Below are 23368 nucleotides of genomic sequence, written 5' to 3'. Positions count from 1 at the left end.
TTAATACGAACATCAAACAGATTAAGGGGTTATCTATCATAGGGGGAAAATTCTACGTGCAAACAATACAATATAGCTGCCCAAATGGAGGTAACAACAGTGCAAGAAAACAAACATCGAATATTAGTCATTAACCCTGGATCGACATCAACCAAAATTGGTGTTTTCGATGATGATCGATCTATCTTTGAAAAGACGATTCGTCATGATACAGAAAAGATTAATGAATTTCCAACTATTATCGATCAGTATGAATTCAGAAAGGATACCATTCTTCAAACGTTAGATGAAGAAGGGATCAACATTTCAAAACTAAGTGCTGTTTGTGGCCGTGGGGGCCTTCTTAGACCTATTGAAGGCGGTACTTACTTAGTGAATGATGATATGCTGAAGGACCTTAAAGAAGGTTTCTCAGGTCAGCATGCTTCAAACCTTGGTGGGATTTTAGCGTTTGAAATTGCCTCCGGATTAAACATTCCATCTTATATTGTCGACCCTGTTGTAGTGGACGAGCTACAATCGCTTGCCCGGGTTTCAGGATTTTCACTCATTGAAAGAAAGAGTATTTTCCATGCTTTAAATCAGAAAGCGGTAGCAAGAAGAGTCGCAAAGGAACTCGGAAAGAAATATGAGGACCTAAACCTGATCATCACTCATATGGGTGGTGGTATTACCGTAGGTGCCCACCGCAATGGGAAAGTGGTGGATGTAAATAATGGTTTGCATGGCGATGGCCCATTCAGTCCTGAAAGAGCAGGTACTGTACCAGCGGGTGATTTAGTTGACCTATGCTTCTCAGGTGATTATTACCGTGATGAAATCATGAAGAAACTCGTTGGTCAAGGTGGCTTAGTCGGTTATCTTGGAACAAACGATGCGGTAAAAGTAGAGAAGATGATCGAAAATGGCGATGAAAATGCCAAAGCCGTGTACGATGCGATGGCGTATCAAATTGCGAAAGAGATCGGATCTGCAAGTGCCGTCCTTTATGGTAAAGTAGACGCCATTGTGTTAACTGGTGGTCTTGCTTACGGTAAAGAGTTTGTAAAAGCGATAAGCAATCGAATCAATTGGATAGCAGATGTCGTGATTCAACCAGGAGAAAATGAACTGCAAGCTCTTGCGGAAGGGGCATTAAGGGTCTTACGAAGTGAAGAAGACTATAAGGTGTACCCTGGAAATGTAAAAGAAGAAGCAAGAGTATAAGAGCAAGGAGGACTCAAGATTGGCAGAAGAATATGATTTAGTCATTCTAGGGGGAGGCACAGGTGGCTATGTAGCCGCCATTCGTGCTTCTCAACTTGGATTAAAAACAGCAATCGTTGAAAAGGGAAAACTTGGGGGGACATGCTTACACAAAGGATGTATACCTAGTAAAGCTCTTCTTCGCAGTGCTGAAGTATATGCTACAGCTAAACACAGTGAAGACTTTGGTGTGAAAATCAATGGAGTAGAATTAGATTTCACAAAAGTTCAATCTAGAAAAGACGGGATCGTTGAACAGCTTCACAAAGGAGTTCAACACTTGATGAAACAAGGCAAGATTGATGTCTTTGAAGGACTTGGACGTATCTTAGGACCTTCTATTTTCTCTCCGATGCCTGGGACGATTTCTGTTGAAATGAACAATGGGGAAGATAATGCTATGTTGATCCCTAAAAATGTGATCGTTGCAACAGGTTCCAGACCTCGTTCATTACCGGGACTTGATATTGATGGAGAATACGTATTATCCTCAGATGAAGCGCTTTCACTTGAAGCTCTTCCAAAATCGATCATCATCGTTGGAGGAGGGGTCATCGGTATTGAGTGGGCTTCCATGCTGTCTGACTTTGATGTAGAGGTAACCGTGGTGGAATACTCTGATAAAATCGTACCAACCGAAGACCATGAGATTTCTAAAGAAATGCAGCGCTTAATGAAGAAAAAAGGCGTCAAAGTCGTGACGAGTGCAAAGGTACTTCCTGAGTCTTTAGAAAAAGGGGACGGAGAGGTTACCATTAAAGCTGAGCATAAAGGAGAAGAAAAAGCCTTTACAGCAGATAAGATCCTTGTATCTGTAGGTAGACAAGCCAACGTTGAAGGCATAGGCTTAGAGAACACAGATATTAAAGTGGAAAAAGGCTTTATTGAAGTGAATGACTTCTTCCAAACAAAGGAATCTCATATTTACGCGATCGGGGATGTCATCGGTGGACTTCAATTAGCTCATGTTGCTTCTCACGAAGGAATCACAGCAGTGGAACATATGGCGAATGAGAAACCTCATCCGATTGACTATTCCCTAATTTCAAAATGCATCTACAGTAATCCTGAAATTGCAAGCGTAGGGATCACGGAGCAGGAAGCGAAAGAAAAGGGATATAACCTGAAGACCGGAAAATTCAGTTTCAGAGCAATCGGGAAAGCACTTGTTTATGGTGAATCCGATGGGTTCGTCAAGATCATTGCAGACAAAGATACCGATGATATTCTGGGCGTGCACATGATTGGTCCGCATGTAACGGACATGATTTCAGAAGCGGGACTTGCTAAAGTATTGGACGCAACCCCATGGGAAATCGCACACACAATCCACCCTCATCCATCCCTGTCAGAAGCGATCGGAGAAGCCGCACTTGCAGTAGATGGAAAAGCGATTCATTCATAGAAGAGCGAAGCCGACTGTTCTGGCCCGACAAGCACAATGGGGAAATCCCAAAAGGCGTACTTTGCCTTATGGGATTTATCCATTGTGACCTCGAGGGACAAGGAGGCGCAGCTGGACAAATAGAATAGCGTAGGTGGCTTTTTGGATGTATTCAACAAAAAAATATTATAAGGTAGAGATTATCTCTACCTTTCCAACCATTAGATTGTGTAGGAGGTAAATAAAATGGCAAAGAATCGTCATGAAGAGTTAGGACTTTCCAATGAGAAAGTATTAGAAATGTATGAAACCATGCTGCTTGCCAGAAAAATCGATGAGCGCATGTGGTTACTGAACCGTTCGGGTAAAATTCCATTTGTTATTTCATGTCAAGGTCAAGAAGCAGCTCAAGTTGGTGCTGCATTTGCTTTAGACCGTGAAAAAGATTATGTACTTCCGTACTATCGTGACATGGGTGTTGTATTAACATTCGGGATGACAGCCCAGGAATTAATGCTATCAGGTTTTGCAAAAGCAGAAGATCCAAACTCAGGTGGACGTCAAATGCCTGGTCACTTTGGTCAAAAGAAAAATAATATCGTAACGGGTTCATCTCCTGTAACCACTCAAGTGCCACATGCTGTTGGTATCGCTCTTGCAGGCAAAATGGAGAAGAAGGATGTTGTGACGTTTGTGACGTTCGGTGAAGGGTCTTCCAACCAAGGAGATTTCCACGAAGGCGCAAACTTTGCAGGTGTACATAAACTTCCTGTAATTTTTATGTGTGAAAACAATAAATATGCGATTTCGGTTCCGATTGAAAAACAATTAGCTTGTGAGAAAGTGTCCGATCGTGCCATTGGATATGGAATGCCTGGAATCACGGTTGACGGAAATGACCCAATCGAAGTATATAAAGCGGTCAAAGAAGCAGCGGATCGTGGCCGTCGTGGGGAAGGTCCAACCCTTGTTGAAACAGTTTCTTATCGTTTAACTCCTCACTCTTCTGATGATGACGATCGAAGCTATCGCTCTCCGGACGAAGTGGCAAAAGCGAAAACAAACGATCCAATCATCACGTTTGGTGCTTACCTGAAAGAGACAGGCGTTATGAACGATGACATTGAGAAAGAAATCAATGATCGCATTATGAAGCTCGTGAACGAAGCAACGGATTATGCAGAAAACGCTCCATATGCTGAAGCAGAATCAGCGATGAAGTATGTTTATGCAGAAGAGAAGTAAGGGGGAATTCAATCATGCCAGTAATTTCATATATTGATGCCGTAACAATGGCCATTAGAGAAGAAATGGAACGTGATGAGAAAGTATTCGTTCTTGGAGAAGACGTAGGGAAAAAAGGTGGAGTATTCAAAGCGACTCACGGATTATATGATCAATTTGGAGAAGACCGTGTCATCGATACACCACTTGCAGAATCAGCTATTGCCGGAGTTGGAATCGGAGCTGCCATGTATGGTATGAGACCGATTGCAGAAATGCAGTTCGCTGATTTTATCATGCCTGCTGTGAACCAAATCATTTCTGAAGCATCACGTATTCGTTATCGCTCGAATAATGATTGGAGCTGTCCGATGGTTATTCGTGCTCCATACGGCGGTGGAGTCCACGGAGCACTTTATCACTCTCAATCCGTTGAGGCCGTTTTCGCTAATCAGCCAGGATTGAAGATAGTGATGCCTTCTACTCCTTATGATGTGAAAGGCTTGCTGAAAGCGGCGATCCGTGACGAAGATCCAGTATTATTCTTCGAACACAAACGTGCTTACCGTCTAATTAAAGGTGAAGTACCTGAGGATGATTATACTCTTCCAATCGGAAAAGCAGACGTGAAGCGTGAAGGGGAAGACATCACAGTTATCACCTACGGCTTATGTGTTCACTTTGCTCTTCAAGCAGCAGAAAAGCTTGCCCAAGACGGAATTGAGGCGCACATCCTCGATTTACGTACAATCTATCCATTAGATAAAGAAGCGATCATTGAAGCAGCTTCTAAAACAGGTAAAGTTCTGCTCGTGACAGAAGACAATAAAGAAGGAAGCATCATGGGTGAGGTTTCTGCGATTATCGCTGAAAATTGTTTATTCGAGCTCGATGCTCCAATCAAACGCCTTGCTGGTCCTGATGTTCCTTCAATGCCGTATGCACCAACAATGGAAAAATACTTTATGATTAACCCGGACAAAGTAGAAAAAGCAATGCGTGAACTTGCAGAATTTTAATCAGAATAAATACCAATTAAACTCAACAGTAAGGAGGGTTCCTCATTGGGTATTGAAAATATGAAAATGCCTCAGCTAGGGGAAAGTGTTACAGAAGGCACAATAAGTAAATGGTTGGTTTCACCTGGTGATACCGTCAATAAATATGATCCGATTGCGGAAGTACAAACGGATAAAGTAAATGCAGAGGTACCATCATCCTTTACGGGTACCATTAAAGATTTAATTGCTGACGAAGGAGACACTCTTGAAGTCGGAGAAATCATTTGTTCGATTGAAGTGGAAGGTGAAGGTTCTGCACCTGTTGAACAAACTCCGAAAGAAGAGCCTAAGGAAGAAGTGGATGAAACACCTCAAACAGCAACTAAAACGAAGGCTCCAAGTAAAGATAGTGGGAATAAAGCAAGATATTCTCCTGCAGTATTAAAGCTATCTCAAGAGCATGATATTGATCTGAATCAAGTGGAAGGCACTGGAAACGGCGGACGTATCACTCGTAAAGATCTAAAGAAGGTCATTGAGTCAGGTAATATTCCTAAAGCAGGAGAGGCTCCGGCGCCTAAGGCTGAAGATCAGGCTCCTCAGCAAGCGCCAGTGAAAGAGAAAGCAGTTCAACAACCGGCCAAGCAATCCGCACCTGCTGCGAACGTTCCTGTTATACCTGGTGATATTGAAATCCCTGTTTCGGGAATTCGTAAAGCCATCGCATCCAACATGGTTCGCAGCAAGCATGAAGCTCCTCACGCATGGACGATGATGGAAGTGGATGTTACAAACCTAGTTGATTACAGAAACTCACTAAAAACGGAATTCAAGCAGCGTGAAGGTTTTAATCTGACATTCTTCGCATTCTTTGTGAAGGCTGTAGCGCAAGCCCTTAAAGAGTATCCGCAAATCAACTCTATGTGGGCAGGGGACAAGATTGTTCAAAAGAAAGACATCAATCTTTCGATTGCAGTGGCCACAGATGATGCACTATATGTGCCTGTGATCAAGAATGCAGACGAAAAGACGATCAAAGGAATTGCAAGAGAAATTACTGAACTTGCCGGAAAAGTCCGCAGCGGTAAATTAACTTCTCAAGATATGCAGGGAGGCACATTTACGGTTAACAACACCGGGTCATTTGGTTCAGTACAATCGATGGGGATCATTAATTATCCTCAAGCAGCGATTCTTCAAGTGGAATCGATTGTGAAGCGTCCAGTTGTCATGAACAACGGAATGATCGCAGTACGTGACATGGTGAATCTGTGTATGTCACTTGATCACCGTGTACTTGACGGATTGGTATGCGGAAGATTCCTGCAGCGGGTGAAAGAAATCTTAGAAAATACATCAAAAGAAAATACATCTGTATATTAATTGTGACAAGGACTGACCCTGGGTGGTTAGTCCTTGTTTTTTTTTGCTTATGGATAGAAAGGATTATAAAAAATAAATCGCAAGCCCAAGGATTCAGGAAATAAAGGAAAATTATAACTGGAAGAATATCCTGACAATGAAATTTTTACTATGTATAGGTAGTTTTCCGAGTGCATTCAAGATCAAATTCCCTCCTATGTCTTCTCTCTCATTTATTTCCTACTTAATCTAAAATAGTAGGGGTACTTCATCCTTTTAACCTATGAGATGTGCATTGTAATCCAAAATATTCCTGTAGTTATATTATCTGTGTGACTATATGCATGCATGAAATATGAGAGAGGGTGACTTTTCTATTAATTTCCGAATATTCAGATTTAATCCGACATAAACTTACAACATTTTACATCAACACTTGGTTATCTTTGGGTTAACACCTACTTTTTACCAAGTAGTGATTCAGGGAGGTGTCGGGTTTACTGACGGAATCTAAAATTACTGGGAGGGAATTAGATGACAGGTAGAAAGCGTAAGGCAAGATGGTTATCCATCGTACTCACCTTAGTAATGTTTGTCCCATTACTATTTCCATTCAATGCTGGGGCAGCGAATACCTCACAATCAGCTCTGGCTAAAGAAAAACCATCCACTTCAGCAAGCGAAAGCGCAAAGGTAAGTCCACAATCAAAGATCACATCGAAACTAAATGATCAATTCAAGAAAGATAAGCACGTCACATACTTAGTGAAATTTAAGGAGCAGCTTGATACGAAGGCTGTAGCTAAGAAGGCGACTGAAAAAGCGAAAAAGCAGAAGTTGACTGCTAACAGCAAAAAATTACTGAAACGAAATATGGTCGTTTCCGAGCTTCGTGCCACGGCATTTGAATCTCAAGCTGAAGTGAAAGAATACTTAACGAAACAGAAGAAGTCCGGTGCAGTAAAAGAAATAAAAGACTTCTATGTTGTAAACGGAATGGCCGTTACTTCCACAAAAGAGGTAATGGATAAAATTTCAACATTTGCGGATGTTGAGAAAATCTTGCCGAATGAAACACGTCAGCTCATTCAACCGGCAAAAGCTGAAGGTTCAGCTAGCGTTGCAGAAAAAGAAGTAAAAAACAGTCCGGCATCCATTGAATGGAATATCGACAGAGTTGGTGCACCGGCGGTTTGGGATATGGGAATTGATGGAGCAGGAACCGTTGTAGCGTCGATTGATACAGGCGTTCAATGGAATCATCCTGCTTTACAGGAAAAATACAGAGGTTATGACCCTCAAAATCCTGATGCCCCTGATCATGAGTTTAGCTGGTTTGATGCAACAGCTGGGCAAAGTGCACCTTATGATGATCAAGGACACGGTACGCATGTAACAGGAACAATGGTTGGTTCCGAACCTGATGGCAGCAATCAGATCGGCGTGGCTCCGGGAGCAAAGTGGATTGCTGTAAAAGCATTCACGGCTGATGGAGGAACAGATGTTGATTTATTAGAAGCGGGAGAATGGATTCTTGCTCCTAAGGATGCTGAGGGCAACCCGCATCCGGAAATGGCTCCAGATGTAGTCAATAACTCATGGGGTGGCGGTGCCGGTCTTGACGAGTGGTACCGGGATATGGTGAACGCCTGGAGAGCGGCCGAAATATTCCCTGAGTTCTCTGCTGGTAATACAACATTATTTAATCCTGGTGGCCCAGGTTCAATTGCTACACCTGCAAATTACCCTGAGTCATTTGCAACGGGCGCAACAGATATTAATGACAACCTTGGAAGCTTCTCACTACAAGGTCCTTCTCCATACGAGGAAGTTAAACCTGAAATATCCGCACCGGGAGTGAATATTCGATCTTCAGTACCAGGAAGTAACTATGAAGGTGGATGGAATGGTACATCAATGGCGGGTCCTCACGTCTCTGCAGTCGCAGCATTGTTGAGACAAGTGGATGCAAGTTTGACGGTTGACGAAATGGAAGAAATCTTAATGTCAACGGCTGTTCCTTTGACTGACGGTACCTTCCCTGAAACGCCTAATAATGGATATGGTCATGGATTGGTTAACGCATTCGATGCCGTTTCTTCCGTAATGAGCGGAATTGGAAAAGTTGAAGGGCAAGTTTCAAAAGAAGGGGATGATACTGAAGCTCCAGTAATCAATCATGAAGCCCCTGGTGAAGCATTTGAAGGAATGAATTTGCCACTACAAGCGGAAGCAAGTGATAATGTGAGCGTAACGAATGTTTCGTTACATTATCAAAATCAGGATGGTGCTTGGGAATCTGTTGAAGCAACACGATCTGCAGGTGACTATACATCAGGAACTTATGAGGCAACCATTCCTGGAGAAGCACTGACAGGAGAGAGTGTTACTTATAAATGGTTGGCAGTGGACTTTGGTGGAAATGAGGTAGAAACGGATACGTATTCCGTCACTCTTCTTCCAGGAGTCACCGTTGGATATGAGCAGGACTTTGAGTCTTCTCCAAGTGGCTGGAATTCTTATGGTCCAGGAAACAGCTGGGAGTGGGGTGTACCTGTAAATGGTCCAGGGGCAGCTACTTCTGGAGAAAAGGTATATGCAACAAGTCTGGATGGTACTTATGACAACAGCGCCAACATGTCGCTGCAAATGCCTCCGATCGATTTACCTGAAGGGGATAGTTTCTTGCAATTTAAGCAATGGTATGAGCTTGAAAGTAACTATGATTATGGTCATGTGTTTGTATCCACTGATGGTGAAGAGTGGACGCAGGCCCTTCGTGTTAATGGGAATACGGATGGCTGGATCGACGGGGAAGTGGACCTAAGTCAATATGCGGGTCAGCGAATCTACATCGCTTTCAATGTTACATCAGATGGAAGTGTTGTGAAACAGGGCTGGTATGTCGATGATGTGAAACTAAGTGGAGAATCGATTCTTCCAGCTAAAAAGATGAACCTTGGATTGAAATCGAAGGATGAGAAGTCATCATCTGTTTCAAAGAAACCGAGTGTAAATCCGAATAAAATTAAAATGGCTAAACATGTTAGTAAAGAAACACCGGTAGAAGGAAACGTACCCGGGCCAGTGCTGCTTCCATTGCAAGCAGAAGTAAGCATATTGGAATCAGGACGTTCGGTATACACGAACCCTGCCGATGGATCGTACGAAATCAATCATGCAGCCGGTGAGTTTACGCTACAAGCATCAACCTATGGTTTCAGATCAGAAACACAAAGTGTAACGATTGAAGCAGATCAAACATCTAACGCCAATTTTACACTTGAAGAAATTCCCCAAGGAAATATTAAGGGAACCGTCACAAATGAAATTTCTGGAGAACCGGTTGAGGGAGCCACTGTCTTCTTACTTGAAGATGCCGTTGTGGAGCCGGTAGAAACGAATGAAAATGGTGAGTATGAACTGGAGGCATATGAAGGTGAATACACCATTAAAGTAGTTGCACCTTACTACTATAGTAAGGAAACGACTGTAACGGTTGAAGGTGGAGAAGTCACAAACGCCGATGTTTCATTAGAGCCTTTCATCGGGTATCCTGGTGAAATTGGTTACGATGATGGAACAGCTGAAAACGCCCGTGCATTTTATGATGCAGGTAATGGCTGGGCTGTGAAAATGTCTCTTGAAGAAGGTAATGAAACAGCATTGGTTACAGGTGGGCTATTCCGCTTCTGGGATACAGAATGGCCAGTACCAGGTGGAACAGAATTCCAAGTTGCCGTTTACGATGCATCTGGTCCTGATGGCGCGCCAGGTAAGAAAGTAGCCGGACCGTTTGATGGAACGGCTTTACGTAACGGGGAATGGACACATGTAGATCTAAGCCAGCATGGCATCATGGTAGACGGTGATTTCTACATGGTTTACATTCAATCAGCTCCAAATCCAAATGCACCTGGACTTGGAACAGATGAAGATGGCGAATATGCCGCAAAAAGCTGGCAACTTGTTGGAGGCGCATGGTCTCAAGCACCAGAAGAGGAAGGGAACTACATGATTCGTGCAACAGTGAACTATGAAGTCACTTCACCAGTCATCACATCACCAAAAGATGGATCATTTACAAATAAGGATTCGGTTACCGTTGAAGGTACTTCTGCCCCGACCACAACGGTTCACCTCTTTAATGGTGACGATGAAGTGGCAACAGCAGAAACAATGGAGGATGGTACATTCTCTGCGGATGTTTCATTACACGAAGGGGAGAATTCGATTACAGCAAAGGCAGCAACCGAACAAGGGATGACGGGACCATCTGAGCCTGTATCCATTAACCTTGATCAAGTGAAGCCTGAGCTTGCCATCACTTCTCCGAAAGAAGGCATGAAAACAAATCGTGAAGCCATCACCGTAGAAGGAACGATTGTCGATGAAAACCTCGCATGGGTAAAAGTAAATGGCGAGAAAGCTTCTGTAAGTGATGGACAGTTCAGTCATAGACTGCTTCTGAATGAAGGAGAAAATGTCATCCAGGTAGTAGCGAAAGATAAAGCTGGTAACAAAAAGAAACAAAGAGTAACAGTCTTTGCTAAATTTGGTGACATCGCTGTTGAAAATCTTCTTCCTGCTGAAGATAAAGAGCTGAAGAAGGGTGAATCGGTAAAAATCGAATTTGACAGTGAGCCTGGTTTAGATGCCACATTTGTCATCCAAATGCCACTGACAAATGCACGATCCCAAGTAACAAACGCAAATGAGCTCCCAATGATGGAAACATCAGAAGGTCACTACGTAGGTTATTATACAGCCACTTCAAATGTAAAAGCACCTGGGGCACTTATTGAAGTGAAGATTTCCGATGATTATGGAAATGTCACAACGAAACGTGCAGAAGGAAAATTGTATATCAACACAAAAAAATAAAGCTTAAGGGAAGAAGAGTCGATCCCGTCGACTCTTCTTTCTTTTTTGGCACATTTACCAGAGAGATTGAAGAAATGCGTTTTTTTTTATATACTAAAATAGTATTAGTATAAACATTTCGAATTTTCAATGAGCACTCATGCTAGTTTAGTGGGATTCTTCAGATGTAAATGAAAACGATTACAATCTTGTAGGTCGAAAGAGGGGTATTATGAAGCTTAGTGATATGAAAGAACAATCATTCAGTCGACGAACACTTACAGAATGGCAAGAAGCAGCTGAAATAGCGTTAAAGGGGAAAGGGATTCGTTCCTTACATACAAACACCTATGAAAATATTGAACTTAAACCGTTATACACGAAAGTAGATTTACCTGGAGTAGATAGAGTGAATGCTTATATCCCTAATGTGGAAGGGAAGTTGAAGAAGGCTTCAAAATGGTTCATCGCTCAACCGGTCAAACGGAGATCCTGGGAGGAACTTACCTCTGCAATGAAGGATGCGTTATCCCGGGGACAGAACTGTGTTTCATTTCAAGTAGGTAATTTAGATATAATAGAAGGCTTCGACCAATTTATTAAAGAAGTCATTGAGTTAGAGACCCCTGTCTTTTCCATTGAAAAAAAGGCAGCTTTCTCTATCCAGCGAATGATGAAATTTCCTGAACTGAAGGAAATCAAAGGTGTGATGGGCTTTGATCCAATAAATGAAAATCGGGAGCATTTGTTTGAAGATTGGTTGGAGGTTGTAAAAGAAGTAGATCAGCATCTGCCTAATCTGAAGACCATAATCATTAATTCTGCCCAGTATCATAATAGTGGAGGAAGTGCAACGCAGGAATTGGCATACGGACTGAGTGAAGGGGTCACTTATATTGAAACACTTCAGGAAAAAGGATGGACGATAGAAAAGATTGCCGGGAAAATGCATTTTCACTTTTCAGTAGGCAGCCATTTCTTTATGGAAATAGCCAAAATCAGAGCCTTTAAGAAATTATGGCAAGAAGTATTATCGTCTTATGGACTTTCCGAACAAGCGATCGCTCAGTCGGTCAGCTGCAGTGCGGAAACGTCTCAGTTGAACAAATCCACACTCGATCCGTATGTCAATATGCTTCGCGGGGGAGGAGAAGCGTTTTCTGCCATTCTTGCAGGGGTGGATTATCTTCTTGTTGCTCCGTTCAATGAAGTGAGTGGGGAAGTGAACGCGTTTTCTGAGAGAATTGCCCGGAATACTCAACTGATCCTTGGGGAAGAAGCTCATTTGGATAAAGTGGTCGACCCTGGAGGCGGTTCTTATTATGTGGAATGGTTATCAGAAGAGGTAGGTAAGCTTGCATGGAAGGAATTTCAACAAGTCGATGGAGATGGGGGAATTCTTGTCAGTCTGAAAAATGGTTCCATTCATGAAAAAATAAATAGAGTGAGAGAGTCACGTATTCATGATTTAGCCACAAGAAAAAACTCGATGATCGGGACGAATATCTATTCAAATCTTGAGGAGACATTTCAAACTTCATCATCTAATGTGGGTGAGCGATTGTCACTTCCTTTTGAAAGATTAAGAGAAAGGACACATAAGCTGGCAAGTAAACCGGTGGCAGGTTTAATAGGGTTGGGGAAGCTAAAAACCCATAAGCCCCGGGCTGATTTTGTAAAAGGATTTTTAGCGACGGGGGGCATTCATGCGAATCAAAGTAAAGAGTGTTTCTCTAAGGAAGATGTACTCCAATTTGTGGAAGAAACCCGTTATCCATACTATGTGGTTTGTGGAACAGAGGAAGAATATCAAGACAAACTGCCCATGCTGATTGAGTCCATTCATCATATTGATTCGACCATTGTGATTGATGTAGCAGGGAAAATACCTGATGAGCATGAGTGGGTTCGTTTAGGACTGAATGGATCTATTTACAATAAGCAAAACATACTTAAAAAAGTAGATGAGCTATTAACCATCTGGGAGGAGGGAACTGACAATGACTAAGCCTGATTGGCAAGAAATCGACCCTTATTCGAAAGAGGCAAGAACGAATGATGGTTTTCTAACAGGTAGCACCTATGAGACAAATGAGAAGATTGTCATTAAGTCTCTTTATTCAGAAGAGGACTCAAAGGATATATCTCATGGAGAAGACCTTCCAGGCTTGGCTCCTTTTACAAGGGGACCGTACCCGACGATGTATGTGAATCGCCCTTGGACGGTAAGGCAATATGCAGGTTTTTCAACAGCAGAAGAAAGCAATGCCTTTTATAGAAGAAACTTAAGTATGGGTCAAAAGGGTCTGTCTGTCGCTTTTGATTTAGCTACTCATCGTGGCTATGATTCCGATCATCCCCGGGTGGTAGGAGATGTAGGAAAAGCGGGAGTGGCCATCGATTCGATTCTGGATATGAAGATTCTGTTTGATGGAATACCTCTTGATCAAATGTCTGTTTCCATGACGATGAACGGAGCGGTGCTGCCCATCCTTGCATTTTATATCGTCACGGCAGAAGAACAGGGCGTTTCGCAGGAGAAACTGTCTGGTACGATTCAAAATGATATTTTAAAAGAGTATATGGTGCGGAACACCTATATTTATCCTCCTGAAACATCCATGAAGATTATTGCCGATATCTTTGAGTATACGTCCAAACATATGCCGAAGTTTAATAGCATCAGTATTTCCGGGTATCATATGCAAGAAGCGGGAGCGCCTGCCGATATTGAGCTGGCTTATACGCTGGCAGATGGTCTTGAGTATGTTCGGACAGGTCTCCAGGCAGGGATCGATATCGACTCCTTTGCACCAAGACTTTCATTCTTCTGGGCGATTGGCATGAATTATTTCATGGAAGTGGCAAAAATGAGGGCGGCGCGGAGAATCTGGGCGAAAATGATGAAAACATTCAGTCCTAATAATTCGAAATCGTTGGTGCTCAGAACCCACTCCCAAACATCCGGCTGGAGCTTAACTGAGCAGGACCCGTATAATAATGTCATTCGTACACTACTTGAGGCACACGCGGCTGCTATGGGTCATACGCAATCCCTTCATACCAATGCGTTGGACGAAGCGATTGCCCTGCCGACAGACTTCTCTGCGCGGATCGCACGTAATACACAGCTATACCTTCAAGAGGAAACCGGTATTACGAAAGTGATTGATCCATGGGCCGGTTCACATTATGTTGAATCCTTGACCAATCAGTTGATGGAGAAGGCCTGGGAGCATATCGAAGAAATCGAAGAGCTTGGCGGAATGACCAAGGCGATTGAAACCGGATTGCCGAAAATGCGGATTGAGGAAGCGGCTGCGAGAAGACAGGCAATGATTGATTCGGGGGATGAAGCGATTGTCGGGGTAAATAAGTATCGCCTGGACAAGGAAGATCCGATTGAAACGCTGGACATTGATAATACAGTTGTAAGACAAAAGCAAATTGAGCGAATTCAAATGCTTAAAGAGGAACGAAATGAAAATCGAGTAACCGAAACGCTCGAGTCATTAACGCTTGTAGCAGAAACAGGAGAAGGGAATTTACTTGAAAAAGCGGTGGAGGCAGCGAGAGCCCGGGCAACATTGGGAGAAATATCTGATGCCATTGAAAAAGTATCAGGAAGACATAAAGCAACGATCCGGAGTATAAGTGGGGTGTACAGCTCGAACTTTTCAAATGAACAAGAAATCAACGTCGTGAAAGAGATGACAGAAGAATTTTTGGAAAACGAAGGAAGAAGACCGCGTATTCTTATTGCGAAGATGGGACAGGACGGGCATGACAGAGGTGCTAAGGTGATTAGCACGGCGTTCGCAGACCTTGGCTTTGATGTGGATATCGGACCATTGTTCCAGACGCCGGAAGAAACGGCTCTGCAAGCAGTCGAAAATGACGTACATGTCATCGGTGTAAGTTCATTAGCCGCAGGACATAAAACACTCCTGCCTCAACTGGTAGCGGAACTAAAGAAATTAGGCAGAGAAGACATTCTCGTTGTCATTGGTGGAGTGATTCCGGCTAAGGATTATGACTTCCTATTGAATAACGGAGCCTCAGCCGTTTTTGGACCAGGGACAATCATACCTGTTGCTGCACAAAAAGTTATCAAAGAAATTTATGAAGTGCTGGGCTATGAGGAAGTGGCTGAGTAATGGCAGAGCATGATTCAGTGCGAAAGAAGCGGTTTGTGAAGAAGAAAAAGGATTCTGTATCGATTACCGAATTAAAGGACGGGGTCTTGAATGGCGACCGTAGTTCCTTGGCGAAGGCCATCACGCTGATTGAAAGCAATGCAGAACAGCATTATGCCATGGGACAGGAACTGTTGCAGGAACTCTTGCCCTATACGGGTAAAAGCTTCCGGATCGGCATTACAGGTGTGCCGGGAGCCGGTAAGAGCACATTTATAGAAGCGTTCGGGGAGATGTTATGTGAGCAGGGCCTCCGGGTTGCCGTCCTTGCGATTGATCCCAGCTCTTCCATTTCCGGTGGCAGTATTCTGGGGGATAAAACAAGGATGGAACAATTATCGAAAAATCCCCGTGCTTTTGTAAGACCTTCCCCCACTGCAGGAACACTTGGTGGAGTGCACCGGAAAACCAGTGAAACGCTTCTCTTATGCGAAGCGGCCGGATATGATCTGATGATCATTGAAACCGTTGGAGTGGGACAGAGTGAAGTGATGGTGAGACAAATGGTGGATTTCTTCCTCCTGCTCGTCATTACTGGAGCCGGGGATGAGCTTCAAGGAATGAAAAAGGGAATCATGGAGCTTGCCGATGCATTACTTGTCAATAAAGCAGATGGAGAAAATAAACCTCTCGCTGAGAAAACAAGAAGAGAGCTGGACCAAATCCTCCACTTCTTGACTCCCGCCACTAAAGGGTGGAGCTCAAAGGCTTATACCTGTTCTGCCTTGAAAAATGAGGGATTAAAAGAAATGTGGGATGTGATTCAACAGTTTGAGAAGCAATCAAAAGAAAAGGGAGTCTTTGAAGAAAGACGACTTCTCCAAAAGCAGGAATGGTTTCATACGATGTTGAAAGAAAGAATCTTGTCAGATTTCTTTTTCCATAAGGATATAAAGTCTGCCCTTCCACACATGGAAAGTCGTGTGAAGGAAGGGGACTATACCACTACTCAGGCAGTAGAAGAATTGCTAAAGCGATATAAGGGTGCAATTCTTAACGGGTTTAGTTAATTTTAATTGAAACATAGGGTTTGAAATTGTTATGATAGGGGTACATCAAAATTCCTGTTTTTATGGAGAATGATTAAGTCAGCGATTAAAAGGAGAGATCAAGCATGGATATAGATTTCAATTTATTTATGAATGATGTTGTTCGCCAGGCTCGTCAAGAAATCGAACAAGCCGGTTATACTCAATTAACAACAGAAGAAGAAGTAGATCAAGCTTTCGCTAAAGAAGGTACAACACTCGTGATGATCAACTCCGTTTGTGGTTGCGCCGGAGGAATCGCACGTCCAGCAGCAGCTCATTCCATTCATTATGATAAACGACCAGATCAATTGGTAACGGTTTTCGCCGGCCAAGATAAAGAAGCCACTGCGAAAGCGCGCAGCTACTTTACCGGCTATCCTCCATCTTCACCGTCATTTGCTCTATTAAAAGACGGAAAGCTATTGACCATGGTAGAAAGACATGAAATTGAAGGTCACGACCCAATGTCGGTTGTGAACAAAATTCAATCTTACTTCGATCAGTATTGTGAAGAAGTGTAAGTAAGAGAGTGAGGCCCGTTAGGTTCATTACATGAATATCTGCTTTAGGTGGATGTTTGTGTGAGTAGCTTGACGGGTTTTTTGTTTTGATTAAAAAGGGATACCATATGTTTGATAATCCAGAAATGCCAGAATCATCACTTCCTTCAAAATCTCAATATATAAGCATGCATATATTATGAATAAAAATCCCCTTCGCATTTCATTCTTTCTTCCAATCAATGCTAAAACCTTGTAAAGAGTCACTTATATTTTCAGAATATATAAACATTTATGGGTTACTATAAAAACTATTGCATAAATATTTATCTCTGCTACAATACGAATATAGTAATTAATATACATTATATATTATATTTATTCATTACAATCGAGGAGGAATTACAATGAAAAAAATATTATCTATTATATTAGTATTAATCGTTTCTACTACTTTTGCTGCGTGTGGTGCAGGAGAAGAGAATGCAGGAACCTCTTCAGTTGAATCAAAGAAACTGATTATGGGTACGTCGGCTGACTATAAACCATTTGAATACGTCGATACGGCAAACAGTGATGAATTTATCGGGTACGACATTGACTTGGCTCATATGCTGGCAGATGAGCTTGGGTATGAAATCGAGATCAAAGATATGGAGTTCAGCGGATTAATTTCAGCACTTAAAACCGGCCAGGTGGACTTTGTGCTTTCAGCTATGACCCCTACGCCGGAACGACAAAAGAACGTTGACTTCAGTGATGTCTACTACACAGCAAAAGATATGATCATCTCAACAAAAGAGAGCGGAATTCAAAGCGAAAAGGATCTTGATGGGAAAACGGTTGGTGTTCAGTTAGGATCTATCCAACAGGATGCTGCAGAAGAACTTTCCACATCCATCCCATTAAAAGTAGAGACCCGTGACCGTATTCCTGAGCTGATACAGGATCTGCAAAATGAACGTTTTGATGCCATTATCATAGAGAATACAGTAGCAAACGGTTATTTGGATAAAAATAAAGAGCTTCAAGGAAATACAATGGACGTGAACGAAGAAGAGGCCGGTTCTGCCGTTGCACTTCCAAAGGATAGTGAGCTTACAAGCGAATTCAACGATGCATTGAAAAAGCTCGAGGAAAATGGAGAATTGGATAAACTGGCTGAAAAGTGGTTTGACGGAGAACAGTAGATTGATAGAAGGGCTAACCCATTATCGGTTAGCCCTTCCTATTTAACAGTCAACAGCATGATTGGAGGAGAATACAGTGCCACTTGATTTTCAACAACTGATCCCTTCTATTCCTTTTATTTTGGAAGGATTGAAGGTCACTCTTAAAATTGTCGGATTAGCAGGAATACTTGGATTTGCCTTCGGTATTCTGCTTGCTCTATGTAAAATAAGTTCAATCAAACCTTTAACATTACTTGCAGATATATATACATCGGTTTTTCGGGGGACTCCTTTAGTTCTGCAATTAATGATTATCTTTTATGGTTCGCCTCAGCTTTTTGGAACTCAGATCGAACCGTATACAGCAGCTATCCTCTCTTTTTCACTTAATTCAGCTGCCTATATATCTGAGATCATCCGTGCGGGAATCAATGCAGTGGATAAAGGGCAAAAGGAAGCGGCCATGGCTCTTGGGGTTCCATATCGTTTAATGATGAAAGATGTGATCCTGCCTCAGGCCATTAAAAACATTTTGCCTGCCTTAATGAACGAATTTATCACCCTTACGAAGGAATCTGCCATCGTCACTGTTATCGGAGCGGCCGATGTGATGAGACGTTCGTATATGGTAGGTAGTGATTTGTATTCCTTTTTCGAGCCACTCTTATTTGCAGGACTGATCTATTATGTGCTTGTCATGATTTTAACCTTATTAGGGAAAGTGCTGGAAGGGAGACTACGTGGGAATGATTAAAGCAGAAAAAATCACCAAGTCGTTCGGGAAGCTTCAAGTATTGAAAGGTATAGATTTTTCCGTGGAAAAAGGGGAGGTTGTTGCATTGATCGGTCCTTCGGGTTCCGGGAAATCCACTCTGCTCCGCTGCCTGAATTATTTAGAGGAGCCGACTTCAGGATCGATATACTTTGAAGAAGCTGTTGTGAAAGGCAAGAATATAAGCAAAGTGAGACAAGATATAGGGATGGTATTTCAACATTTCCATCTCTTCCCTCATATGACAGCGTTGGAAAACGTGATCTACGCTCCAGTGAAAGTGAAGGGGCTAAACAGAACAGATGCTAAAAAAGTAGGGACAGACCTTCTAACAAAAGTCGGTTTGAAAGAAAAAAGTGATGAATACCCAAACCGTTTATCAGGTGGCCAAAAACAGCGTGTAGCGATTGCAAGGGCACTTGCAATGGAACCGAAAGTGATGCTTTTTGACGAACCGACATCTGCACTGGATCCGGAAATGGTCAAAGAGGTGCTGGAAGTCATGAAGTCACTCGCTCATTCAGGGATGACAATGATCATTGTAACCCATGAAATGGGCTTTGCCAGAGAGGTGGCAGACAGAGTCTTATTCATGGATGATGGAAAGATTGTCGAAGAAGGAGAGCCTCTTCCTTTTTTCTCGAACCCGCAAAGCGATCGGGGAAAAGAGTTCTTAGAGAAAATACTTTAAACGATGGAAGGATTAGCGAACAGTTTCGTTAATCCTCCTTTTTATGTTCAATGGGAATTATGGTATTCTAAAGTAGCTAAAAAAAGAAAGAGTTAGGAGAAAACTGAATGTTTCGAATCGGGTATCGAACACTTAAGACTGGGATCGGCACAGCGGTTGCGATCAGCATTGCACAGTGGTTTCACCTGGATAACTTTGTATCAGCCGGGATTTTGACGATACTGTGCATTCAGAACACGAAGAAAAAATCGGTTAACGCTTCATGGAGCCGTTTCCTGGCCTGTGTAATTGCCATGGTGATTTCTGCTGCGTTCTTTGAGTTCATTGCCTATCATCCTGCCGTAATCGGCTTGTTATTACTGGTGTTCATTCCGATAACGGTAGCCCTGAATATCAAAGAAGGAATAGTCACCAGTTCCGTTATCATTTTACATATTTATTCGGCAGGTAAGGTAACCCTTGGGCTTTTCGAGAATGAATTAGGTATCATTGTCATCGGGATAGGGATTGCTCTTGTCATGAACCTTTACATGCCGAGCGTTGATAAAAAGATGATCGAATATCAGGAGAAGATAGAATCCAATTTCTATAAAATTTTTTGTGAAATGATCAACTACCTGCGAACAAATGATAGCCAATGGGATGGAAAAGAAATCACTGAAACAGAACAATTACTTAAAGAAGCGAAGACCATAGCATTCAAAGATGTTGAAAATCATTTTTTGCGTGATGAGAACTTATATTATTTGTATTTTAAAATGAGGGAAAAACAGTTCGAAATCCTACAACGTATCTTACCGATTGCGACATCGATATCATTGACGGTAGAACAGGGGCATAGGATTGCAGAATTCCTGGATGAGCTTAGTGATCACATACACCCGGGAAACACGGCCCTGTTTTATTTGAAAAAATTGTACGATATGAAAGTGGAGTTTGAACTGATGGATTTACCGAAGACGAGAGAAGAATTTGAAACCCGCGCCGCTCTCTATCAATTTGTTCAAGAGATGGAGCAGTATCTACTTCTGAAAAGCTCGTTTAAAGGAATAAAGAAGGATGAAAATGATCAAAAGGAAGTAAACTACACCTAAAACACGAAAAAGGTGATAGGATGCGTATACTTCTTGCCATTATCTTGTTCGCTTCTCCCATATGGCCACTTGGAAGGAATCCACTACCCGGGGATCCGTTTATTATCGTGAACAAGGAAAGTAATCAATTAGCTTACATCGACGACGGGAAGGTTCAGCACACATTCCCGGTAGCAACAGGGAAAACGACGACCCTCACCCCGGAAGGACTATTTAATGTAACAGTTAAAGCCAAGAACCCTTATTACCGTAAGAAGAACATTCCCGGTGGAGACCCACGGAATCCATTGGGTTCGAGGTGGATCGGATTTGACGCCAAGGGAACAGACGGAAGGATCTATGGAATCCACGGTACGAATCAACCTTCAAGTATAGGCAAATATATCTCGAATGGATGCATAAGAATGCACAATAAACATGTTGAATTTCTGTTTGATCAGGTGCCTGTCGGAACAAAGGTTCTAGTCGTCAAAACAAACAAAAGCTTCTATCAGCTGGGAAAAGATCACGGTGCGATAAAATAAAAAGGATCTGCTAATCGACTCAGTCGAAAAGCAGATCCTTTGTTTTTTATTATAATAAGAAAGTCAGTCCTGCCATGATAGTCGATGCAATCATTGCAAACAACATGACAAATACAATTATTTTTTGTAATTTTTTATTACCCATTGTATCTCTCCATTCTTCATCTCACCTTAAAGAGGCGATTTTCAACTCTATTTTATCGTGAATAGTGAGAGAAAACAACCATTGGTATAAAAGAAAACGCTTTAATTATTCGCCGTATTAGGAGGGAATTCGACAACATTTATCGAATACTATACGGGTGGAATATGTAATCAACAGGGGGATGATAGGGATGAAAAAGGTAGACCATATCGGAATAGCAGTATCATCAATAGACAATGTTCTTCCATTTTACGAAGATACTCTTGGGCTTTCGCTAGTCAAGGTCGAAGAAGTGGGAAATCAAGGTGTGAAAGTAGCATTTATTGATGGTGGAAATATTAAGCTTGAGTTACTTGAACCACTACATAAAGAAAGTCCGATTGCCAAGTTCATTGAGAAAAAGGGAGAAGGCATTCACCATATTGCCTTTGGTGTCGAAGGAATTGAAAAACGGATCAAGGAACTGCAAGTGAGTGGAGTCCAGATGATCAACGAAACACCAAAAATGGGGGCTGGTGGGGCTGCAGTTGCCTTCATGCATCCAAAGTCAGCTCACGGTGTACTATATGAACTATGTGATAAATCAAACATCAAAGGGGAGTAACATAATGGATATCTATGAAAAGATTAATGAATTGTATGATCGCAGAAGAGAAGTGGAATTAGGCGGCGGAGATAAAAAAATAGATAAGCAGCACGAAAAAGGAAAACTGACTGCGAGAGAACGAATCGATATTTTAGTGGATCCGGGCAGCTTTGTTGAGCTGAATCCATTCATTGAGCATCGCTGTTCAGACTTTGGACTGGACGGGGTTCAGGGCCCTGGAGATGGAGTCGTTACAGGTTATGGAAAAGTAAATGGAAACCCCATCTACTTATTTTCTCAGGATTTCACGGTATTTGGCGGCGCATTGGGGGAAATGCATGCGAAGAAGATTTCACATGTCATGGATCTGGCAGTCAAAAATGGTGCACCTTTCATTGGTTTAAATGATTCAGGTGGTGCAAGAATTCAAGAAGGTGTCGTTTCTTTAGATGGATACGGACATATCTTCTATCGAAACTCTATTTATTCCGGAGTGATTCCACAAATCTCCGTGATCATGGGACCTTGCGCAGGAGGAGCGGTTTATTCCCCTGCCATCACGGATTTTGTGTTTATGGTAGATGATACAAGTCAAATGTTCATCACAGGACCCAAAGTAATTGAGACAGTTACCGGTGAGAAAATCAGCTCAGAAGATTTAGGCGGTGCGAAGGTCCATAACTCCATCAGCGGCAATGCTCATTTCAGAGGGAAAACTGAAGAAGAGGTGCTTCTCGAGGTTCGTAGACTATTAGCTTATTTACCCCAAAATAATGAGGAGAAGCCTCCTCGTTTGGAAGTGGATGAAGAAGATGATTATCGTGGGAATTTAACGGACCTGATTCCATTCGATGCTATCCGTCCTTACGACGTCCGCACGGTCATCAATGAAATTGTGGATGAAGACAGCTTTATGGAGGTTCAGAAAGAGTTTGCGAAAAATATCGTCGTAGGACTGGCCCGTATCAAAGGAGAAGTCGTTGGCCTTGTCTGTAATCAGCCAAAATTCATGGCAGGAGGGCTCGACATTGATTCCTCAGACAAAGCAGCCCGTTTTATCCGTTTCTGTGATTCCTTCAATATTCCATTGATCACCTTTGAAGATGTAACAGGCTTCTTCCCTGGAATCAAGCAGGAACATGGCGGGATCATCCGTCACGGTGCGAAAATCCTCTATGCCTATTCAGAAGCGACAGTTCCAAAAATGACGGTGATTTTACGAAAAGCATATGGAGGTGCTTATGTTGCACTAAACAGTAAGTCCATTGGGGCTGATTTAGTTTTTGCATGGCCTAACGCAGAAATTGCCGTCATGGGTCCACAGGGAGCAGCGAATATTATTTTTGCAAGGGAAATTGCAGGCAGTGAGAATCCGGAACAGCTCCGGGCGCAGAAGATTGAAGAGTACCGTGAGAAATTCGCTAATCCATATGTGGCAGCTTCCCGTGGAATGGTGGATGACGTTATTGATCCCCGTGAAACCCGGATCAAATTGATTCAAGGATTGGAAATGATGAGAAATAAACGGGAAGAGAGACCAAAGAAAAAGCACGGAAATATTCCATTGTAGAAGCGATA

Annotated in this window: 18 protein-coding genes; 17 read left to right on the top strand and 1 reads right to left on the bottom strand. The window is 42.5% G+C overall.

The genetic code is table 11. The annotated features are described in order from the left end of the window. The first annotated feature begins 84 nt into the window (after positions 1-84). The 15 genes from buk (at position 85) to F0342_RS20600 (ending at position 21059) form a co-directional block, all read left to right on the top strand. Positions 85-1206: a butyrate kinase gene (buk, locus tag F0342_RS20670; protein WP_188048643.1), complete on the top strand. Its 1122-nt coding sequence runs from the start codon at positions 85-87 to the stop codon at positions 1204-1206. Between the two features lie 19 nt (positions 1207-1225). Next, positions 1226-2650, top strand: a complete 1425-nt coding sequence (lpdA, locus tag F0342_RS20665) for a dihydrolipoyl dehydrogenase (RefSeq protein ID WP_149157727.1) — start codon at positions 1226-1228, stop codon at positions 2648-2650. A gap of 225 nt (positions 2651-2875) precedes the next feature. Next, positions 2876-3874: a thiamine pyrophosphate-dependent dehydrogenase E1 component subunit alpha gene (locus F0342_RS20660; RefSeq protein ID WP_149157726.1), complete on the top strand. Its 999-nt coding sequence runs from the start codon at positions 2876-2878 to the stop codon at positions 3872-3874. Between the two features lie 14 nt (positions 3875-3888). After that, positions 3889-4872: an alpha-ketoacid dehydrogenase subunit beta gene (locus F0342_RS20655; protein WP_149157725.1), complete on the top strand. Its 984-nt coding sequence runs from the start codon at positions 3889-3891 to the stop codon at positions 4870-4872. Positions 4873-4917: 45 nt separating this feature from the next. Continuing rightward, the gene (locus tag F0342_RS20650) at positions 4918-6237 is read left to right on the top strand and encodes a dihydrolipoamide acetyltransferase family protein (RefSeq protein WP_149157724.1); all 1320 of its coding nucleotides are present in this window, start codon (positions 4918-4920) and stop codon (positions 6235-6237) included. A gap of 513 nt (positions 6238-6750) precedes the next feature. Further along, a complete protein-coding gene (locus F0342_RS20645) occupies positions 6751-11100 on the top strand; it encodes a S8 family serine peptidase (protein WP_149157723.1) in 4350 nt (1449 codons plus the stop codon). A gap of 211 nt (positions 11101-11311) precedes the next feature. Further along, positions 11312-13087, top strand: coding sequence for a methylmalonyl-CoA mutase family protein (locus F0342_RS20640; RefSeq protein WP_149157722.1), 1776 nt, complete (start codon positions 11312-11314; stop codon positions 13085-13087). Continuing rightward, positions 13080-15236: a methylmalonyl-CoA mutase gene (scpA, locus tag F0342_RS20635; RefSeq protein WP_149157721.1), complete on the top strand. Its 2157-nt coding sequence runs from the start codon at positions 13080-13082 to the stop codon at positions 15234-15236. The genes F0342_RS20640 and scpA overlap by 8 nt, the downstream gene beginning before the upstream one ends. After that, positions 15236-16285 carry a methylmalonyl Co-A mutase-associated GTPase MeaB gene (gene meaB, locus F0342_RS20630; protein WP_149157720.1) on the top strand — a complete coding sequence of 350 codons (1050 nt, stop codon included), beginning with the start codon at positions 15236-15238 and terminating at the stop codon, positions 16283-16285. The genes scpA and meaB overlap by 1 nt, the downstream gene beginning before the upstream one ends. Before the next feature lie 104 nt (positions 16286-16389). After that, positions 16390-16827: a BrxA/BrxB family bacilliredoxin gene (locus F0342_RS20625; RefSeq protein ID WP_148969561.1), complete on the top strand. Its 438-nt coding sequence runs from the start codon at positions 16390-16392 to the stop codon at positions 16825-16827. A 386-nt stretch (positions 16828-17213) separates the two neighbouring features. Beyond that, the gene (locus F0342_RS20620; RefSeq protein WP_149157719.1) at positions 17214-17996 is read left to right on the top strand and encodes a transporter substrate-binding domain-containing protein; all 783 of its coding nucleotides are present in this window, start codon (positions 17214-17216) and stop codon (positions 17994-17996) included. Positions 17997-18072: 76 nt separating this feature from the next. Then, entirely contained in the window at positions 18073-18732 is a 660-nt protein-coding gene (locus F0342_RS20615; protein ID WP_149157718.1) for an amino acid ABC transporter permease, read from the top strand. After that, positions 18725-19441, top strand: a complete 717-nt coding sequence (locus F0342_RS20610; protein WP_149157717.1) for an amino acid ABC transporter ATP-binding protein — start codon at positions 18725-18727, stop codon at positions 19439-19441. Before F0342_RS20615 ends, F0342_RS20610 begins: the two co-directional genes overlap by 8 nt. A gap of 107 nt (positions 19442-19548) precedes the next feature. Then, the gene (locus F0342_RS20605) at positions 19549-20535 is read left to right on the top strand and encodes an aromatic acid exporter family protein (protein WP_149157716.1); all 987 of its coding nucleotides are present in this window, start codon (positions 19549-19551) and stop codon (positions 20533-20535) included. Positions 20536-20555: 20 nt separating this feature from the next. After that, a complete protein-coding gene (locus tag F0342_RS20600; protein WP_149157715.1) occupies positions 20556-21059 on the top strand; it encodes a L,D-transpeptidase in 504 nt (167 codons plus the stop codon). A gap of 49 nt (positions 21060-21108) precedes the next feature. On the opposite strand, the gene prli42 is transcribed toward F0342_RS20600, so the two are convergent. Next, positions 21109-21204 carry a stressosome-associated protein Prli42 gene (prli42, locus tag F0342_RS20595; protein ID WP_148969555.1) on the bottom strand — a complete coding sequence of 32 codons (96 nt, stop codon included), beginning with the start codon at positions 21202-21204 and terminating at the stop codon, positions 21109-21111. Between the two features lie 190 nt (positions 21205-21394). Between prli42 and mce the strand changes: the two genes are divergently transcribed. Then, positions 21395-21808, top strand: a complete 414-nt coding sequence (gene mce / locus F0342_RS20590; protein ID WP_149157714.1) for a methylmalonyl-CoA epimerase — start codon at positions 21395-21397, stop codon at positions 21806-21808. A 4-nt stretch (positions 21809-21812) separates the two neighbouring features. Continuing rightward, positions 21813-23360, top strand: coding sequence for an acyl-CoA carboxylase subunit beta (locus F0342_RS20585; protein ID WP_149157713.1), 1548 nt, complete (start codon positions 21813-21815; stop codon positions 23358-23360). The last annotated feature ends 8 nt before the right edge of the window (positions 23361-23368 follow it).

Origin of the sequence: Bacillus sp. CH30_1T (assembly GCF_008364765.1) — a bacterium.
Taxonomy (GTDB): domain Bacteria; phylum Bacillota; class Bacilli; order Bacillales; family Bacillaceae_B; genus Rossellomorea.
Note: the sequence above shows the minus strand (reverse complement) of the source record. Positions and strands in the feature narration are given on the sequence as shown.

Bases quoted from the DNA above. Each gene is read 5' to 3' on its own strand.
- F0342_RS20640 (WP_149157722.1), top strand. From the start codon at position 11,312: ATGAAGCTTAGTGATATGAAAGAACAATCATTCAGTCGACGAACACTT.
- F0342_RS20610 (WP_149157717.1), top strand. From the start codon at position 18,725: ATGATTAAAGCAGAAAAAATCACCAAGTCGTTCGGGAAGCTTCAAGTA.
- meaB (WP_149157720.1), top strand. From the start codon at position 15,236: ATGGCAGAGCATGATTCAGTGCGAAAGAAGCGGTTTGTGAAGAAGAAA.
- F0342_RS20655 (WP_149157725.1), top strand. From the start codon at position 3,889: ATGCCAGTAATTTCATATATTGATGCCGTAACAATGGCCATTAGAGAA.
- F0342_RS20660 (WP_149157726.1), top strand. From the start codon at position 2,876: ATGGCAAAGAATCGTCATGAAGAGTTAGGACTTTCCAATGAGAAAGTA.
- F0342_RS20600 (WP_149157715.1), top strand. From the start codon at position 20,556: ATGCGTATACTTCTTGCCATTATCTTGTTCGCTTCTCCCATATGGCCA.
- F0342_RS20585 (WP_149157713.1), top strand. From the start codon at position 21,813: ATGGATATCTATGAAAAGATTAATGAATTGTATGATCGCAGAAGAGAA.
- F0342_RS20620 (WP_149157719.1), top strand. From the start codon at position 17,214: ATGAAAAAAATATTATCTATTATATTAGTATTAATCGTTTCTACTACT.
- F0342_RS20645 (WP_149157723.1), top strand. From the start codon at position 6,751: ATGACAGGTAGAAAGCGTAAGGCAAGATGGTTATCCATCGTACTCACC.
- scpA (WP_149157721.1), top strand. From the start codon at position 13,080: ATGACTAAGCCTGATTGGCAAGAAATCGACCCTTATTCGAAAGAGGCA.
- F0342_RS20625 (WP_148969561.1), top strand. From the start codon at position 16,390: ATGGATATAGATTTCAATTTATTTATGAATGATGTTGTTCGCCAGGCT.
- F0342_RS20605 (WP_149157716.1), top strand. From the start codon at position 19,549: ATGTTTCGAATCGGGTATCGAACACTTAAGACTGGGATCGGCACAGCG.
- buk (WP_188048643.1), top strand. From the start codon at position 85: ATGGAGGTAACAACAGTGCAAGAAAACAAACATCGAATATTAGTCATT.
- mce (WP_149157714.1), top strand. From the start codon at position 21,395: ATGAAAAAGGTAGACCATATCGGAATAGCAGTATCATCAATAGACAAT.
- prli42 (WP_148969555.1), bottom strand. From the start codon at position 21,204: ATGGGTAATAAAAAATTACAAAAAATAATTGTATTTGTCATGTTGTTT.